Source organism: Nonomuraea sp. NPDC005692, assembly GCF_040631115.1.
Taxonomy (GTDB): domain Bacteria; phylum Actinomycetota; class Actinomycetes; order Streptosporangiales; family Streptosporangiaceae; genus Nonomuraea.
Window position 1 is genome coordinate 1 of the sequence record NZ_JBEXYU010000027.1, and the last position, 16,562, is coordinate 16,562.

Genomic DNA, 16,562 nt, shown 5'->3' on the forward strand with positions numbered 1-16,562 from the left:
CACCTGGCCCGCATGGAACTCCGCACCGCCCTCGACGTCTGGCTCCAGCGCATCCCCACCTTCACCCTCGCCGACCCCGACGCCGTCACCTGGGCGACGGGCCAGGTCCGCGGCCCCCGCACCCTCCCGCTCCGCATCACCTGACCCTCGCCCCTTCCCCTTGGCCGCCCCCGGCCCTCCGCATTCCGCCCCCCCTGGCCCTCCGCTTCTCGCCGCCCCTGGCCTTCTTCGCCGCCCCCGGCCACCGCCAGGGACGGCACGGCCGGTCAGCCCACTTCGGCCGTCACCAGGAACAGCAGGGCCGAGGCCAGGAAGGGGCGGGAGCGCAGGTCGTCGAACCACTCCTCGGCGCCGGGTTCGAGATATCCGGCGCCGACGGCCCTGACCAGGTTGCGGCGCAGGCCGAGGACCTGGTCGGCGGTGGCCAGGTCGCGGAAGACCGGCGCGACCGTCACCACCGACCGCACCGTGAGGCCCGCCTCCTCGCACAACCGGGCCAGGCTGCGGCCTAGCGTGCCGTGTCGGATCATCTCGGTGGAGATGAACCGGGCCAGCGTCCGGCCGACGTCCGGGCGTTGGGAGTCGATGAGCATGCCCTCCCAGTCGGGCTCGGCCATGACGATCCGCGCCCCGGGACGCGCCACCCGGCGGAACTCCGTCAGCACCCGCGCCGGGTCGTCCACGTGCTGCAGGACCCGGTCGGTACGGGCCCGGTCGATGCTCCCGTCCGCGACCGGCAGCTCGTGCACGTCTCCGGAACGCACCTCGACCTGGGGCCGTCCGGCCAGACGGGCGCCCGCCTCGGCGACCATCGCCGGGTTGCGGTCGAGGCCGATCACCCGTCCGGCGGGGGCGACGGCGTCGGCCATGGCCGCGAGGTCGGTCCCGGGGCCGCAGCCGAGGTCGAGCACGGTCTGCCCGGGCCGCAGGTCCAGCAGTTCGAGCACCTGCCGCTTGTAGCCCCTGCCGACGTCGGTGGAGGCGACGTGGTCGAGGTAGGCGATCGGGTCAGGACGGGAGGCGGGATCAATGTCGATCATGATCCCACCCAACCAGACGAGTTCGCAGATCCCAGGGACACCATGTGAAGGTTCCGCGCACCCGAACCCCGACCGCGCATTGCAGCCGGGGCAAGCGGCCCAGACGCGGGTGGAGGGCCCGGCCAGGCACAGGCGGACGGCCCGGCCGGGCGTGGGTGGAGAGGGGGTCAAGTACGGCGGAGGCGCCACAAGGAGGTGATCTCGGTGGCGCGGGCCGCGTGCAGGGGGTCGGTCTGGTCGGAGGCGCGTGGGTGTCGTGGTCGGGTGTGGAGCTGGTCCACGACCTGTAGGCCCGCGCTCGTGAAGGCGGACAGCAGGTCGGCACGGGTCCGTAATCCCAGCCGTTCGGCCAGGTCCGACAGGATCAGCCAGCCCTCGCCCTCCGGTGTCAGGTGCTCGCCGAGGCCGTCGAGGAAGCCGCGGAGCATGCGGCTCCCGGGGTCGTAGACCGCGTGGTCGAGGGGCGAGACGGGCTTGGCCGGGAGCCAGGGCGGGTTGCAGACGACGAGCGGCGCGCGTCCGGACGGGAAGAGGTCGGCGTCCAGGACGTGGACCCGCCCGGACAGCCCCAGCCGTCGCAGGTTGTCGCGGGCGCAGGCCACGGCGCGCGGGTCGCGGTCGGTGGCCACGACGCGCTCGACGCCTCTGCGGGCGAGGACCGCGGCGAGCACGCCCGTCCCGGTGCCGATGTCGAACGCCCCCGCGCGCGAGACCAGCGGGGCGGCGGCCACCAGGTCGACGTATTCGCCGCGCACCGGTGAGAAGACGCCGTAGTGGGGGTGGATGCGGTCGTTCAGGGCGGGCACCTCGACGCCGCGCCTGCGCCATTCGTACGCCCCGACGATGCCCAGCAGCTCGCGCAGCGAGACGACCGAAGCCTCCGTCGCGGGCCCGTAGACCTGCGCGCAGGCGTCCCGCACGTCAGGGGCGCGCCGCAGGGGCACGCTGTGGTCCGGGTCGAGCGGCACCAGCAACCGGCCCAGCGTGACGGCCCGCTGGGAGCGGGCCCGCCGGTACTGGTGGAAGTCCTGCGCAAGCGAAGACGCGAGCGCGGGCGCGGACGCGGGCGGGTGAGCGGACGCGAGAGCCGGTGGAGAGGCGAATCCAGGCGCCGGCGGGGACGCGGACGCGGGCGCCAGTGAGGGGACGGACGCAGAGCCCGGCGGGGAGCCCGACGGGCGCGAGGGTGAGGCGGCGGACGCGGGCGCCATTGGGGAGGCGGACGCGGGGGCCGAGGGGGCGGGTGAGGGAGCGTGGGAAGGGTGGGGTGAACGGGTGGGGTTGGGTGGGTGGCGGTCGGCGCGGCGGGCCATGGCGCGCAGCAGCCGGCGTGCGGCGTGGAAGTCTCCGCGCCACAGCAGCGCGGTGCCCTCGCAGGCCAGCCGGTACGCCGTGGCCGCGGCCAGGCGCTCGTCGGCGATCACCACGCGCGCGGGCGGCGGCGAGCCGTTCTCGGAACGCCAGCGGGCCGACCGGGCCTCGCCGTCTTCGGTCCAGCGGATCTCGAGCACTCAGGGCTCCTCATGATCGAACCAGTGATGGCCATGAGAAGCACTTCGACGCGGAGAGGGTCAGCCTGTGGCGGCCCCCCGCGAGGAAGTGCGCGCCGGGGCGTCGCCGAGAACCATGCCGGGCGGTGGGAACGACATGATCAACCTCCTCGCGGTGCTGGAAACGTCCTCATCCTAGCTTCACGGGCGGGCGTCGAGCGCTGTCAGGGTCCTCCTGACCGCGTTTCGAGGACAGATCCGGTCAGGCCGGAATACGGTGGGCCGTTGACGATCAGCCAACGCCCGCAAGCCCTACGGAGTCTCTCCCATGCGTACCGCAGCGGCAGTCCTCTCCTTCGTGCTCGCCCTCGCCCTTCTCCCCGTCCAACCGGTGACAGCCGCTGTCGCGGCCACCGCCGCGACCACCGCCGCCGCCCAGACCGCCGCCTCGGCGCTGCCGGGCGGCAAGTCCACCTTCGTCGTCTCGCAGGGCCATCTCCAGGCCGCCTCCCGGCAGAACTGGGTGCGCCTGGGCACCTACCGCTTCGCCGCGAACGGCACGGTGAGCGCCGCCCTGTACCTGTGGTGGCAACGTTTCCCCAAGGCCAGGCAGCGCACCGGCACCGTGCCCGACCCGAGCTGCACCACCAAGGCCGGCGGCGTCGCGTCGCGTCCGCGCGGCTGCGAGGTGCTCACCGCGGGCGGCTACACGGGCGGCCCGAGCGAGACCCGCACGGGGACGTACACGTTGGCGGGCAACGTGCTCACCATCCGGTGGAAGATCGCCCAGACCTGGACCGAGCAGTGGTACGTGCGCACCTCGCCCGACGGCAAGCTGGCCCGCCTCGACCTCAAGGGCAGCAGCCTGGCCACGCACGGCTACGGCTACGGCAGCAACGCCGCGATCGGCACCCGGCGCGCGATGAGCTCGGTGCGGGCCTTCCCCGGCTCGCTCAGGCAGGACCTGACGAGCTGGGCGAGCGGCACGCTGGTCAGGTCGGCGAACCAGCCGTTCGGCCACTCCTCCTTCCGCGCCTGCAAGTCGACCACCTCGTGCCTGACCTACCTGCAGCCGTCGTCGCGGGGGGCGTGCCAGAAGTCGGGCGGCTGCCCCAAGTACGGCGGCGGCACGCGGGCCAACGTCAGCTCGATCCAGTACTACCTGACGACGATCTCCAAGTCCGACCGCCGTGACACGCTGTGGCACTGGTGCACGTGCCTGGCGATGGAGCGCGGCGAGTTCTGCTACACGGGCAACTCCCACGTCAAGCCGCTGATGCAGATCATCGACGACACGGGGGCCTTCCGCGGCTGGGTCGGGGTGGAGGCGTCGTTCTCGACCGGTTCGCGGGCGACGGACATGCTGGCGGTGCTGCGCATCTCCGACTTCCGCTGACCGCCGGGTCAGGAGCCGGAGCGCAGGTCCTCGGCGGCCTCCTGATAGGCGCGGGCGGCCCGGTCGAAGTAGTCGTAGAGCACGTCGAGGTGCTCGGCCGGGTAGCCCGCGAGGATGTCGCCGATCTTCTGCCGCACGGGGGCCATGACCGCGTCGAGCTCGGCGGGCTTGCCGACCGGCTCGACGATCACCTTGCGGCGGTCGTCGGGGGCGGGGACACGGCGGACGTACCCGGCCTGCTCCAGCCGGTCGATCAGCCGGGTGGTCGGGCCAGTGGTCAGGCCGGTGCGGACGCCGAGCTCGCCGGGGGTCATCGGGCCGGCCAGTTCGAGGATGTTCAGGGCGTACAGGTCGGTGGCGCCCAGGCCGCAGGCTTTGGCGCCGGCGTGGCCGTGCAGCATGACCGCGCTCAGGTAGCGGCGGTAGCGCCGGCCGGCGTCGGACGGGTCGGGGGTGTTCGGCACGCGGTCCTCACTTCCTGTCCTCCTTCTTGGAGAAGATAAATCCCCCAAGAAGTAACTTCTTCTGCGAAGTTACCACGCGGGAGACGCGCAGGCGTCCCAGCGCGAGCAGGACGAGGGTCGTGAGCACCACGGCGGTGAGCAGGACGGCCAGGTTCAGCGGGGTGCGCAGGAAACCCAGCGCCACGATCAGCGTGGTCGCGCCGCCGGGCGGATGGGAGCTGTCGGTGGCCAGCATGCCCAGCGTCGTGCAGGACAGCGCGATGACGACGGCGAGCACCCGGCGCCCGTCGATGTGCCCCAGGTCGGGCGCGGTGCGCGTCAGCCCGGTGACGGTGAGCGCCAGGTAGCCGCCGGCGGCGCTGATGGCGTGCCCGGCGACGGTACGGCGCGGAGCGGCGGCCGGCGCCCCCGGCGCGGTGAGCACCAGGTAGATCGTCGGCCCCAGGGAGGGGAAGACGAACGGCTGGTGGGCCAGCCAGGCGACCAGGGCGGGCACGCTGATGCACACCGCGGCCCTCCAGGCGACCGCGCACGCCACGGCGACCCGCGCCCTGACCGCCCCCCGCTCCCGGACCCGGCCCCCGGCCGCTCCCTCCGCGCCTTCGGCCCCTTCCGCGGCGGCTCCGGCGCTCATCGGGGCAGCGCGCCACCGCGGGAGCGGTAGACGATGTACGGCCTGACCAGGTACGCGACGGGCGCGGCGAAGGCGTGGACGAGACGGCTGAACGGCCACAGCGCGAACAGGGCCAGGCCGAGCAGCGTGTGCGCCTGGAACACGAACGGCGCCGAGGCCATGGCGCCGACGTCCGGTTCCAGTTCGAGCAGGCTGCGGAACCACACCGACACGCCGAGCCGGTAGTCGTAGTGGCCGGACGGGCCGAGCAGGGTGGCGATCAGCCCGGCGAGCAGCACGGTGGCCAGCACCGGGTACAGGACGCGGTCGGAGCGGCCGGTGGCCCGCCGCACGGCCCGTACGCTCAGCCGCCGCCACAGCAGCACGCCGAGCCCGACCACGGTGGCCAGCCCGGCCAGCCCGCCGACGACCAGGGCGTTGAGCTGGTACATGGGCTCGGTCACGTGCACGGCCTCGGTGAACCGCTCGGGGACGAGCAGGCCGACGAGGTGACCGGCGATCACGAACAGCAGCCCGAAGTGGAACAGCGGCCCGCCCACCCGCAGCAGGCGGCTCTCGTGGAGCTGGCTGGAGCGGGTGGTCAGCCCGAACCGGTCGTAGCGGTAGCGCCAGACCGCCCCGGCGACGAACAACACCAGGACGACGTACGGCAGAACACCCCACAGGGCGATGTTGAGATGCCTCATCGGCGGACTCCTCCGGGAACCTCGGGCAGGGCGGTACGGCCGACGCGTTCGGCGGGCGGGCCGAGCGCCGTCCGCTCGTCCACGGTCCGGCGGTCGGCGGACGTGGCGCGGGGCAACGTCAGCCGCACGGCCTCCACGACGGCGGCGTAGCGGCTGCGGCGGGCGGTCAGGCCGGCGTGCAGCAGGTCGAGGCCGGGCCGGTGGTCGCGCAGCAGCCGGCCGCCGGGGCCGGGCACGCGGGCGGCGAACTCCAGCATCACCGGCAGGAAGTCGGGCAGCTCGCCGGTGCCGGGCCGCCAGCCGTGGGCGCGGTAGAGCGTCTTGAGCTCCAGCAGGGACTCGCCGCGCCGACGGGTGTCGCCGTCGCCGTAGTAGGTCATGTGGAGCGTGCGCCGGCCGCTGCGGTCGAACGTGGACACGTACGCGGCGCCGGCGTCGAGCGCGGGCAGGGCCGCCGCCTCGGCGCAGAAGCCGCGCAGGCGCTCGGCGGCGGCGCCGCCCGCCGCGCCGAGCGCGTCGCGGACCAGGCCGAGGCGGGCGGGCCAGTCCTCGCCCGGGTAGCTCAGGAGCAGGGACGCGGCCTGGTGGATCAGGCGGGAGCCGTGCCGGTTCACTCGCCCGCCTCGTCCCTGGACGGGAACAGGCCGTCGGGCGTGCCCTTGCCGTCCCAGTTGAGCAGGTTGACCCGGCCGCGCAGCCCGTCGTCCCTGGTGACCGGGGCGCTGTGGAAGCTCTCGGCGAGCATGCCGGGGCCGCCGGGGGCGTCGAGACTGCAGCCGGCGTCCCCGGCGTGGTCGGAGGTGACGTAGGCGGTGGGGATGACGTACCGCTCGTCGTACTTGGCCAGGGCGAGCAGGCGGTACATGCGTTCCAGGTCGGCGGCCGACAGGCCGGTCCCGGCGGCGATGCCGGGGTCCGGCTCGTCGCCGAGGTTGCGGGCCCGCATGTGCGCGCGCATGGCGGCCAGGCGGTGCAGCGCGGCCTCCACCGGGACCGGGTCGCCCGCGGTGAACAGCTCGGCGAGGTAGCCGACCGGGATGCGCAGCGAGTCGATGGCGCCGAACAGGTTGCCCACGTCCTCGCCGTCGTGCCCGGTCTCGGCCAGCGCGTCCACGATGGGCGACAGCGGCGGGACGTACCAGACCATGGGCATGGTGCGGTACTCCGGATGCAGGGGCAGCGCGATGCGGAACTCGGTGATGAGCCGGTACACGGGCGAGCGGCGGGCCGCCTCCAGCCAGTCGTGCGGGATGCCCGCCGCCTCGGCGGCGGCGACCACCTCGGGGTCGGCGGGGTCGAGGAAGCAGTCGAGCTGCGCCGGGTACAGGTCACGCTCGTCCGGGACGGCGGCGGCCGCGCCGATGCGGTCGGCGTCGTAGAGCATGACCCCGAGGTAGCGCAGGCGGCCGACGCACGTCTCGGAGCAGACCGTCGGCTCCCCCGCCTCGATGCGCGGGTAGCAGAACGTGCACTTCTCGGCCTTGCCGGTCTGGTGGTTGAAGTACACCTTCTTGTACGGGCAGCCGGACACGCACATGCGCCACCCCCGGCACCGGTCCTGGTCGACCAGGACGATGCCGTCCTCCATGCGCTTGTACATCGCCCCCGACGGGCAGGCGGCCACGCAGGAGGGGTTGAGGCAGTGCTCGCAGATGCGCGGCAGGTGGAACATGAACGCCCGCTCGTAGTCCAGGCGCACGGTGTCGCTCACCTTGCGCAGGACGACGTCGGCGGCGAGCTGTTCCGGGCCGCCGCCGAGGTCGTCGTCCCAGTTCGGACCCCAGGTGACGGCGGTCGGCCGCCCGTCGATCAGCGAGCGGGGCGGCGCGGTCGGCACGTCGTCCCCGAGCGGCGCGCTGGTGAGGTTGTCGTAGTCGTAGGTCCACGGCTCGTAGTAGTCGTCCAGGCCGGGGAACTCGGGGTTGGCGAAGAGGGTGGCCAGGCGGCGCAGCCGGCCGCCGGCGCGGGGCACCAGGCGGCCGTGGCGCAGCCGCCAGCCGCCCCGCCACCGCTCCTGGTCCTGCCAGCCCCGCGGGTAGCCCTGGCCGGGGCGGGTCTCGACGTTGTTGAACCAGACGTACTCGGTGCCGGGCCGGTTGGTCCACGTCTGCTTGCAGGTCACCGAGCAGGTGTGACAGCCGATGCATTTGTCCAGGTTCATCACCATGGCGATCTGGGCCATCGGTCGCATCAGTAACGCACCTCCTGATCCCGGCGGCGGATGACGGTCACCGCGTCGCGCTGGTTGCCGGTGGGGCCGTAGTAGTTGGGGGCGAAGGAGAGCTGGCCGTACCCGCCGATCAGGTGGGTCGGCTTGACCAGGAGCTTGGTGAGCGCGTTGTGCACGCCGCCGCGCCGGCCGGTGGCCTGCGACTTGGGCACGTTCACCAGCCGCTCCTGGACGTGGTACATGAACACGGTGCCGGGCGGCATGCGGTGGGACACGACGGCGCGGGCCACCACGACGCCGTTGACGTTGACGGCCTCGATCCAGTCGTTGTCGGCCACGCCGATCGCGGCGGCGTCCTCGACGCTGATCCAGATGACCGGGCCGCCCCTGGCCAGCGTCTGCATGAGCAGGTTCTCCTGGTACTCGGAGTGGATCGACCACTTGGAGTGCGGCGTGAGGTAGCGCACGTGCACCGCCTTGCCGCCGTCGGGGGCGGCCGGCAGGCTCTCCCCCAGCGCGTCGAGGTCGAGCGGCGGCCGGTAGACGGGCAGCTGCTCGCCCAGCTCGGCCATCCAGTCGTGGTCGAGGTAGAAGTGCTGGCGGCCGGTGAGCGTGTGCCAGGGTTTGCGGTGCTCGGTGTTGATGGTGAACGGCGCGTAGCGGCGGTCGTGCCCCTCCGCGCCCGACCACTCGAAGCTGGCCCCGGCGGGCACCGGCCGGTCCTGGGTGTCGGAGAACACCGTGCGGTGCCCGGCGACCGACGCGCCCAGCTCCGACAGCCCCGAGCCGGGCCCGCAGCGCTCGGCGAGCCGGTCGAAGCCCTCGGCGGCGATCCTGCCGTTGGTGGTGCCCGACAGCGCCAGGATCGCCTCGCACAGCTTGACGTCGCTGTCCAGCAGCGGACGGCCCTCGGCCGGGCCGCCGGCGACAGTGCCGCAGCGCGCGGCGAGCCAGGCCGACTCGGGGCCGGGCCGCACGGTGACGCCCTTGACGGTCATGCCCTGCCGCTCGGCCAGCGGGCCGAAGGCGGCCAGCTGGTCGGCGATCGCGGTGTAGTCCCGCTCGACCAGCGTCACCGCGGGCATGGTGCGGCCGGGTTCGGGCGTCGCGCCGCTCTCGCGCCAGTCGGGGACGCCGCCGCCGGGCTGGGCGATCTCGCCGGGCGTGTCGTGCTGGAGCGCGGTGGCCACCAGGTCGTGGGCGACGTCGAGGCGGCCGGCGGCCAGCTCGCTCAGCTTGCGGGCCAGCGAGTGGAAGATGTCGAAGTCGGTGCGGGCCCGCCAGGGCGGGTTGATCGCCGGGGTGAAGGCGTGCACGAACGGGTGCAGGTCGGTGCTGGACAGGTCGTGCTTCTCGTACCAGGTGGCGGCGGGCAGCACCAGGTCGGCGAAGAGCGTCGTGGAGGTCATCCGGAAGTCGAGGGCGAGCAGCAGGTCGAGCTTGCCGCGCGGCGCCTCCCGCCAGGTGACCTGCCGGGGCCGGTCGGGCGGCGGCGCCTCCTCGGCGGTGGCGTTGTCGGGTGCGCCCAGCAGGTGGCGCAGGAAGTACTCGTTGCCCTTGGCCGAGGAGCCGATCAGGTTGGCCCGCCAGACGGTGAGCACCCGCGGCCAGTTCTCCGGCGCGTCCGGGTCCTCGCAGGCGAACGCCAGCCGCCCGGACTCCACCTCGCCGGCGACCCAGCGGGCCGGGTCGGCGCCGCTGTCGTGGAGGCGGCGGCCCAGGTCGAGCGGGTTGGCGGCGAAGGTGGGGTAGCTCGGCATCCAGCCCAGCCGGGCCGACTGCGCCACCAGGTCGAGGGTGTGCCGCCCGGCGAACCGGCGGGGCCCGGCGGGGCTGGACAACGTTCCGGCCGAGAACCGTTCGTAGCGCCACTGGCCGGTGTGCAGGTACCAGTACGGCGTGCCGGCCATCTGGCGGGACGGGCGCACCCAGTCGGCCGCGGTGGACAGCTGCTGCCAGCCGGCCAGCGGCCGGACCTTCTCCTGGCCCACGTAATGGGCCCAGCCGCCGCCGTTGACGCCCTGGCAGCCGGTGAGCAGCAGCAGCGTCAGGAAGGAGCGGTAGATGGTGTCGGAGTGGAACCAGTGGTTGGTGCCCGCGCCCATCATGATCATGGCTCGGCCGCCGGTGCGCTCGGCGGTGGCGGCGAACTCCCGGGCGATCCTGATCGCCTGCGCGGCGGGGGTGGAGGTGATGCGTTCCTGCCAGGCGGGCGTGCCCGGGGCGTCGGGGTCGTCGTAGCCGGTGGGCCACTGGCCGGGCAGGCCGGGGCGGGCGACGCCGTACTGGGCCATGAGCAGGTCGAAGACGGTGGTGACGAGCCGGTCGCCGACCCGCCGGACCGGCACGCCCCTGCGGACGACGCCCGGCTCGTCGAAGCGCGGCAGGACCACCTCGGCGCCCTCGCAGCCGGGCGCGTGCAGGGTGAGCAGCGGGTCGAGGTCGCCGAGGTCGAGGTTCCAGCGTCCCTGCTCGGCGCTCCACCGGTCGCCCAGCGTGCCGTTGGGCGCGACCGGGCGGTCCGTCGCGGCATCGAGGATCATCGGCCGCCAGCGGGCCGCCTCCTCCTGGCCGCCCAGGTCCGCCGAGGTCAGGAACTTGCCGGGACGCAGGCCGCCGTCGTCGTGCTCCGCCAGGTGCACCAGGAAGGGCAGGTCGGTGAAGCGCTTGACGTAGCCGGTGAAGTGCGGGGCCTGCCGTTCCGCGAAGAACTCGCGCAGGATGACGTGCCCCATGGCGACGGCGAGCGCGCCGTCGGTGCCGGGATGGGGGTGCAGCCACTCGTCGGCGAACTTGGTGGCGTCGGAGTAGTCGGGCGAGACCACGATCACCTTCTGGCCCCGGTAGCGGGCCTCGGTGACCCAGTGGGCGTCGGGCGTGCGGGTGACCGGGACGTTGGACCCCCACAGCACGAGGTAGGCCGCGTCCCACCAGTCGCCCGACTCCGGCACGTCGGTCTGGTCGCCGAACACCTGCGGCGAGGCCACGGGCAGGTCGGCGTACCAGTCGTAGAAGGACAACATCGGCGCGCCGATCAGCGACATGAACCGGGCGCCCACCGCGTGCGAGGCCATCGACATGGCCGGGATCGGCGAGAACCCGGCGACCCGGTCGGGTCCGTACGTCATGAGCGTGTGGACGTGGGCCGCCGCGGCGATCTCCAGCGCCTCGTCCCACTCGATGCGGACCAGGCCGCCCTGGCCGCGCGCCGACTGGTAGCGGTGGCGTTTGCGGGGATCGGTGGTGATCTCGGCCCAGGCCGCGACCGGGTCGCCCAGGCGCGCCCTGGCCTCCCGGTACAGCTCCACCAGCACGCCGCGGGCGTGCGGGTAACGCACCCGGGTGGGCGAGTAGGTGTACCAGGAGAAGGCGGCGCCGCGGGGGCAGCCGCGCGGTTCGTACTCGGGACGGTCGGGGCCGACGCTGGGGTAGTCGGTCTGCTGGGTCTCCCAGGTGATCAGGCCGTCCTTGACGTAGACCTTCCAGGAGCACGAGCCGGTGCAGTTGACCCCGTGAGTGGAACGCACCACTTTGTCGTGCGCCCACCGGCGTCGGTACGGGGAGTCGTTGACCTTGTCCTCGCCGCGGTACACCGCCCGCCGGTCGGGCGTGGTGTCGGCGCGCAGCAGCAGGGTGCCCGCCGCCAGCAACCGTGCGGCCGCCGTGTCGGCGGCGCGTTCGGCTCGTGTCAGATGCATGCGTATTCCACCAGGCACGACGCATAACCCCCTTATGTGGAAATGAGGCTTTTTGGTTTCCCGTGCTGGTCCAGCCGGGATGCGTGCCTTGTCGCGCCCCCGGACACTGGCGAATCGACTGAAAGTGATGTGTGCAGTCAGACGACTGTTTCTAGCATGCGACAGTGTCCATATGGAATCTGTTAGTTCTCCGGGAAGGTTTCATCGCCCCCGAAAACACAATTAGGTCTATCGACCGAAATTTCGCGAAATAAGGTGAAATAGCGGCTGATGTCGGCGGATCAGGCGCTCAGGAGTCGGTCGCCTCGGTCAGCCGCCGCAACACGTGGACGAGCGTCCTGCGGTCGTCCGGGGCCAGCTTCTCCAGCGCCTGGCCGATGCGCTGCCGCCGCGCGGCGCGCAGCCGCTCCAGCACCTCCCGGCCGGCCGGGGTCGTGCTGATGCGGATCTCCCGGCGGCTGTGGGCGGCCGGGGCCCTGCTCAGCAGGCCGGCGGTGTCCAGGCGGTCGACGACCCGGCCGGCCGCCGACAGCGACATGTCCAGGCGGTCGGCCAGGGAGCGGAGGTTCATCGGGCCGTGCCGGTCGACCGCCAGCAACACCCGCAGCCGGGGCACCGACAGGTCACCCAGCGCGGCCATGGCGTCGAGCGTCGCCTCCACCAGCACCAGGGACGCCTCCTCGATGTGCCATGCCGAGTCGTCCATGCCCGCGCCTTCGAGCGATGTCGTGGAGCGGCCATGGAAAACCGAAGCCGCTGGTCCGACATTTTTCCACATAACGGGCCACCTATTCATCACTCCGCCGACGACCAAAAGGAAAGTCCTAGCAGGCGGCCCGCCCTCGACGCCCCCCCCCCTGCCGGTGCGAGCTCGGACGACGTCGCCGTCCGGCGGAGCGACGGTGTTCACTACCCATTACAGTGGATTTCATCTGAGGTTTTCAAATGGTGATGAATTGCAGCCCTCAGGGCCGCCGTCCCGGCTCGTCCACCACCGCGGTGCCGAGCTGGGCCGTCCAGGTGACCGGGGTGCCGGCGGGCACGTCGGCACCGCCTCCCGTCCACGTGAAGGTCCGGTCGGTCACGCTGACGCCGTACGTGCCCAGGAAGCGGTAGTCGCCGGGGCTGAGGATGAGGTCATAGCGGGCCCAGTCGCCGGTGTAGCTGAAGGCGACGCCGCGCCGCCCGCCGGCGTCGACCGCGTCGGGGGTGACCTGCACTCCCTCGATGGCCGACAGGGCGCGGAACAGCGCGGCCCGTACCCGCGGGGGCAGCGCCTGCTCGCCCATCAACTGGTAGATCGCCTGGAAGAGCCGCTCGTTCATGGGAGGCGGCGGATCACCGGCCGACTCATCGAGCGGGCGCAGGGCGGCGATGAGCCGGTCGGTCACGGTCCGCGGGGTGACGGGCTCCGCGGCCAGGTCGGCGGCGCCGATGCCCGGGTGGGTGTACTGGACGAGGAGCTTGCCCTTGTCGTCGTACCAGGCGATCTTCTTGCCGTCGACGCTCGTCCACACCTCCGAGGTGATCCGCCTGCTCGTGTCGACCCCGTACCCGCCGTAGGCGCCGGGGGCGGCGTCGAGCTCTTTGACGTAGAGCCATTGGTCGCCGCGGGCGCCCGGGCCTGGGGCGTCCTCCGCCGCACCGGCGGCCCATTCGCTCAGCTGTTGCACGCTCGCCACCGGCGTGGCGCCGGGCTCACGGATCGCGGCCCAGCCGAGGCCCGCCAGGACGGTCAGGACGGCCGCCGTCGCGAGCCGCCACACCGGACGCGCGGGGCGCGGGCGGGGCGTCGTGGTCCGCACCGGCGTCCGTACCGCGGTCAGCAGCCTGGCCCGGGCCGCGTCCTCCGCCTGCGGCGTCATCTCCGGGACGGGGCGGCGCACTCGCCTCACCGCGTTCAGGTCGTCCATCAGTTCTCCTCCTCCGCGGGAAGCACGGCCTTGATCTTCTTGCGCGCGCGATGCATGCGGGAGCGCGCCGTTCCCGCCGGGATGCCCAGGGCCTGCGCGGCCTCCTCCAGGCTCATGTCCTCCCACGCGACGAGCAGCAGGACGTCGCGGTCGCGGGGCGACAGCGCCGCCAGCGCCGCGAGCAGGCGGCGCTCCTCGCCCTGGGCCGCGACGCGCCGGGTGACGACGTCCCCGAGCGGCTCGGGCAGCGGCTCCGCCCCGGTACGGCTCAGCGCCCGCAGGAGCCGCTCCTCGTCGCGCCGGTGCCGGGCGATCAGCCTGGTGGCGATGCCGTACAGCCAGGGCCTGGCCAGGCGGGCGTCGGGATCGTAGGAGCCGCGGCGGCGGAAGGCGGCCAGGAACGTCTCCGCCACGATGTCGTCGGCGGCCTGCGTGCCGAGCCGGCGCGCGACGTAGAGGTGGATCTGCCGGGCGTGGCGGTCGAACAGCGCGGCGAACTGTTCGGGGTCGTCCCGGGAGCGGAGGATCACCTCCGCGTCGTCCTGCTCCGAGAGGTTCTGCAGGGTCACATCGTTCCTTCCACGAGGACGGCGGTCACCTCGCTGTCTCCCGCAGGCCGCATCATCGTTCACGGCGGGGGCGGGAAGGCCGCGGGGGCCGTCCGTGGAAGGTCAGGGGATGCGGGCCACGGCTCCGTAGTTGCCGGACGAGGCGGGGGCGTCCGCGCAGGTGAGGTCGCCGTCGGCGGGACGCCACTCGGGCACCCACACCAGGCCCGGCTCCAGCAGGTCGAGACCGTCCAGCAGGTCCGCGACCTCGGCGCGGGTGCGCACGTTGAGGCCGGGCAGCGTCATGGCGAGCATGCCGCGCACGGCCGGGGCCAGCTCCCCCGGCACGCCGTCGAAGGTGATGTGCAGCAGCCCGAGGAAGCTGCCCTCGGGGACGGCGTGACGCAGCCGCTTGACGACGGTACGGGCGCACTCGTCGTCGAGGCTGTGGGCCGACAGCAGCAGCACGGCGATCGGCCGGTCCCAGTCGAGGAACGTCTGCACCACCGGGTCGCCGAGCATCTCGTCCATCTCGCGCACGTCGCCGTCGACCACCCGCACCAGGTCGCAGAAGGGCTCGATGGTGGCCTGGGCCAGCGTCAGGGCCATCGGGTCGCTCTCGACGTACACGACGCGGACGTCCGGGCCGGGCGAGGTCAGGCGGGCCACCTCGTGCAGGCGGCTGCCGCCCGAAGGGCCGTTCGGCACCCCGCTCCCCACGATCATGAACTGGTCCACGCCTTCGACAGCGGCCAAATGACGGATCACCCGCGACAGGTATTCAAGAACGGCACGGGCCGCGGTGGTGGCGACGGGAGTTACTTGATCGAAATGGCGAACCAGGTCTCTGTCGGCGAGGAAGTTGTTCTTCCCGCCCGCGGCGGCGTCAAGTATCCGCGTGATCCTGGCGTGCGCCGTGCCAAGCCTGGCCAAGTTGCGGACAGCACGCTGGCGCATGAGCGTTGCCCCTTTCCCCTCGCCGCCACCCTCTTGCGGTAGGCGATCTTTGGACTTCACTCGTGACTCAGACCATATGTTCCAACAATTCCAGTTAATGACAATGGGGCAGACCGGTTATTTCGGGAAATGTTTGTTACCAGAACTTCCGGGCGAGATCATCAGGCCGCCGTCCGCGCGTAGGATCGGCGGATCGACGGGGAGGTGGCCGTGGCGGAGGAGCATGCCGCACCGCTGGCCGGGATGCGGGTCGTGGAGCTGTCCAGCTTCGTCGCCGCGCCGCTCGGCGGGATGACGCTGGCCCAGCTCGGGGCGGAGGTCGTCCGGGTCGATCCGGTCGGCGGCGGGCCCGACGCGCGGCGCTGGCCGCTCGCGCCGTCCGGCCGCAGCCTCTACTGGGCGGGGCTGAACAAGGGCAAGCGCTCGGTCACCGTCGACCTGCGGTCGGCCCGGGGGCGCGCGCTGGTGGCCGACCTGGCCGTCGCCGCGGGCACGGTGCTCACCAACGCGCCGCCCCGGGCCGGGCTGTCGTACGAGGAGCTGGCCGGGCGCCGTCCCGATCTGGTGTACGCGCGGCTGCTCGGCCACCGCGACGGCCGTCCCGCCGTGGACTACACGGTCAACGCCGAGCTGGGCCTGCCGTACGTGACCGGCCCCGCCGACCACGACGGCCCGGTGAACCACGTGCTGCCGGCCTGGGACGTCGCCTGCGGGCTGTACCTGGCCGTGGGCCTGCTCGCGGCCGACCGCCACCGGGCCGCGACCGGCCGGGGACGCCGCCTCGACGTGGCCCTGCACGACGTCGCCCTGGCGACCATGGGCAACCTGGGCCTCCTGGCCGAGGCCCAGCTCCGCGGCGCCGGCCGTCCGCGCGTCGGCAACGACCTCTACGGCGACTTCGGCCGCGACTTCGCCACCGCCGACGGGCGGCGGCTCATGGTCCTGGTGCTCACCGAACGCCACTGGCGCGACCTGGTCGCGGCCACCGGGCTGTCGCGCGTGGTGTCGGCGCTGGAGGAGGCGCTGCCCGCCGACTTCCGCTCCGAGTCCGACCGCTACGCCCACCGGGAGGCGCTGGGCGGGCTGCTCGCGCCGTGGTTCGCCGCGCGTACGGCGGACGAGGCCGAGGAGGCGCTGAAGGGCACGTCGGTGCTCCGGTCGCGGTACCGGACGCTGGAGGAGCTGGCCGCCGGCGGGGCGGCGGCGCTGCGCGCCGAGCCGCTGATGGCCCCGCTCGACCAGCCGGGCGTCGGCCCCCACCTGGCCCCGGGCGGCCCGCTGCTCATGGACGGCCGCCAGGTCCCGCCGTCGCCCGCGCCGGAGCTGGGCGAGCACACCGAGGAGGTGCTGGGCGAGCTCCTGTCCCTGTCCCCGGCACAGGTGGCCGGCCTGCGCGCGGAGGGCGTGGTCGACTGACGGCAGTTTGAACATGCCCGAAACAAGGGTTACGGGCATGAAATGAGAAGTCGCGGGAGCGCTCCCAACAGACTGGAATGGCCCGCCGAGCTGGACTTATCCAAACATGATGCAAGTTTCACACAAAAAGCGCCGAGCGGAACACCTTTC

General features: G+C 73.0%; 14 protein-coding genes. 2 read left to right on the forward strand and 12 right to left on the reverse strand.

From position 1 onward, the window contains the following. Positions 1 to 266: 266 nt before the first annotated feature. Together ABZ459_RS38355 and ABZ459_RS38360 are read right to left on the reverse strand one after the other, a co-directional pair. Entirely contained in the window at positions 267 to 1,040 is a 774-nt protein-coding gene (locus ABZ459_RS38355; RefSeq protein WP_357981308.1) for a methyltransferase domain-containing protein, read from the reverse strand. 167 nt (positions 1,041 to 1,207) lie between these two features. Beyond that, positions 1,208 to 2,551 (reverse strand): class I SAM-dependent methyltransferase, encoded by a 1,344-nt coding sequence (locus ABZ459_RS38360; RefSeq protein ID WP_357981311.1) that lies wholly within the window; start codon positions 2,549 to 2,551, stop codon positions 1,208 to 1,210. A 307-nt stretch (positions 2,552 to 2,858) separates the two neighbouring features. On the opposite strand from ABZ459_RS38360, the gene ABZ459_RS38365 reads away from it, so the two are divergent. Continuing rightward, positions 2,859 to 3,926 carry a hypothetical protein gene (locus tag ABZ459_RS38365; protein WP_357981314.1) on the forward strand — a complete coding sequence of 356 codons (1,068 nt, stop codon included), beginning with the start codon at positions 2,859 to 2,861 and terminating at the stop codon, positions 3,924 to 3,926. Between the two features lie 8 nt (positions 3,927 to 3,934). On the opposite strand, the gene ABZ459_RS38370 is transcribed toward ABZ459_RS38365, so the two are convergent. The 10 genes from ABZ459_RS38370 to ABZ459_RS38415 form a co-directional block, all read right to left on the reverse strand. Beyond that, a complete protein-coding gene (locus ABZ459_RS38370; RefSeq protein WP_352354937.1) occupies positions 3,935 to 4,390 on the reverse strand; it encodes a MarR family transcriptional regulator in 456 nt (151 codons plus the stop codon). A 7-nt stretch (positions 4,391 to 4,397) separates the two neighbouring features. Continuing rightward, positions 4,398 to 5,024 (reverse strand): HPP family protein, encoded by a 627-nt coding sequence (locus ABZ459_RS38375; protein WP_357981317.1) that lies wholly within the window; start codon positions 5,022 to 5,024, stop codon positions 4,398 to 4,400. Then, positions 5,021 to 5,710: a respiratory nitrate reductase subunit gamma gene (gene narI, locus ABZ459_RS38380; protein ID WP_357981320.1), complete on the reverse strand. Its 690-nt coding sequence runs from the start codon at positions 5,708 to 5,710 to the stop codon at positions 5,021 to 5,023. The genes ABZ459_RS38375 and narI overlap by 4 nt, the downstream gene beginning before the upstream one ends. Further along, the gene (gene narJ / locus ABZ459_RS38385) at positions 5,707 to 6,324 is read right to left on the reverse strand and encodes a nitrate reductase molybdenum cofactor assembly chaperone (RefSeq protein ID WP_357981323.1); all 618 of its coding nucleotides are present in this window, start codon (positions 6,322 to 6,324) and stop codon (positions 5,707 to 5,709) included. The genes narI and narJ overlap by 4 nt, the downstream gene beginning before the upstream one ends. Next, a complete protein-coding gene (gene narH / locus ABZ459_RS38390) occupies positions 6,321 to 7,901 on the reverse strand; it encodes a nitrate reductase subunit beta (protein WP_357981326.1) in 1,581 nt (526 codons plus the stop codon). The genes narJ and narH overlap by 4 nt, the downstream gene beginning before the upstream one ends. Next, positions 7,901 to 11,578 carry a nitrate reductase subunit alpha gene (locus ABZ459_RS38395; protein ID WP_357981329.1) on the reverse strand — a complete coding sequence of 1,226 codons (3,678 nt, stop codon included), beginning with the start codon at positions 11,576 to 11,578 and terminating at the stop codon, positions 7,901 to 7,903. The genes narH and ABZ459_RS38395 overlap by 1 nt, the downstream gene beginning before the upstream one ends. A gap of 289 nt (positions 11,579 to 11,867) precedes the next feature. Then, a complete protein-coding gene (locus tag ABZ459_RS38400; RefSeq protein WP_357981332.1) occupies positions 11,868 to 12,284 on the reverse strand; it encodes a MarR family transcriptional regulator in 417 nt (138 codons plus the stop codon). Between the two features lie 259 nt (positions 12,285 to 12,543). Further along, entirely contained in the window at positions 12,544 to 13,491 is a 948-nt protein-coding gene (locus ABZ459_RS38405) for a CU044_5270 family protein (protein ID WP_357981335.1), read from the reverse strand. Continuing rightward, on the reverse strand, positions 13,491 to 14,060 hold the full coding sequence (locus ABZ459_RS38410; protein ID WP_357981338.1) for an RNA polymerase sigma factor: 570 nt from the start codon (positions 14,058 to 14,060) through the stop codon (positions 13,491 to 13,493). Before ABZ459_RS38410 ends, ABZ459_RS38405 begins: the two co-directional genes overlap by 1 nt. A 102-nt stretch (positions 14,061 to 14,162) precedes the next feature. Next, positions 14,163 to 14,996, reverse strand: coding sequence for an SAM-dependent methyltransferase (locus tag ABZ459_RS38415; RefSeq protein ID WP_357981341.1), 834 nt, complete (start codon positions 14,994 to 14,996; stop codon positions 14,163 to 14,165). 210 nt (positions 14,997 to 15,206) lie between these two features. On the opposite strand from ABZ459_RS38415, the gene ABZ459_RS38420 reads away from it, so the two are divergent. Next, positions 15,207 to 16,412 (forward strand): CoA transferase, encoded by a 1,206-nt coding sequence (locus ABZ459_RS38420; RefSeq protein ID WP_357981344.1) that lies wholly within the window; start codon positions 15,207 to 15,209, stop codon positions 16,410 to 16,412. Positions 16,413 to 16,562 lie beyond the last annotated feature (150 nt).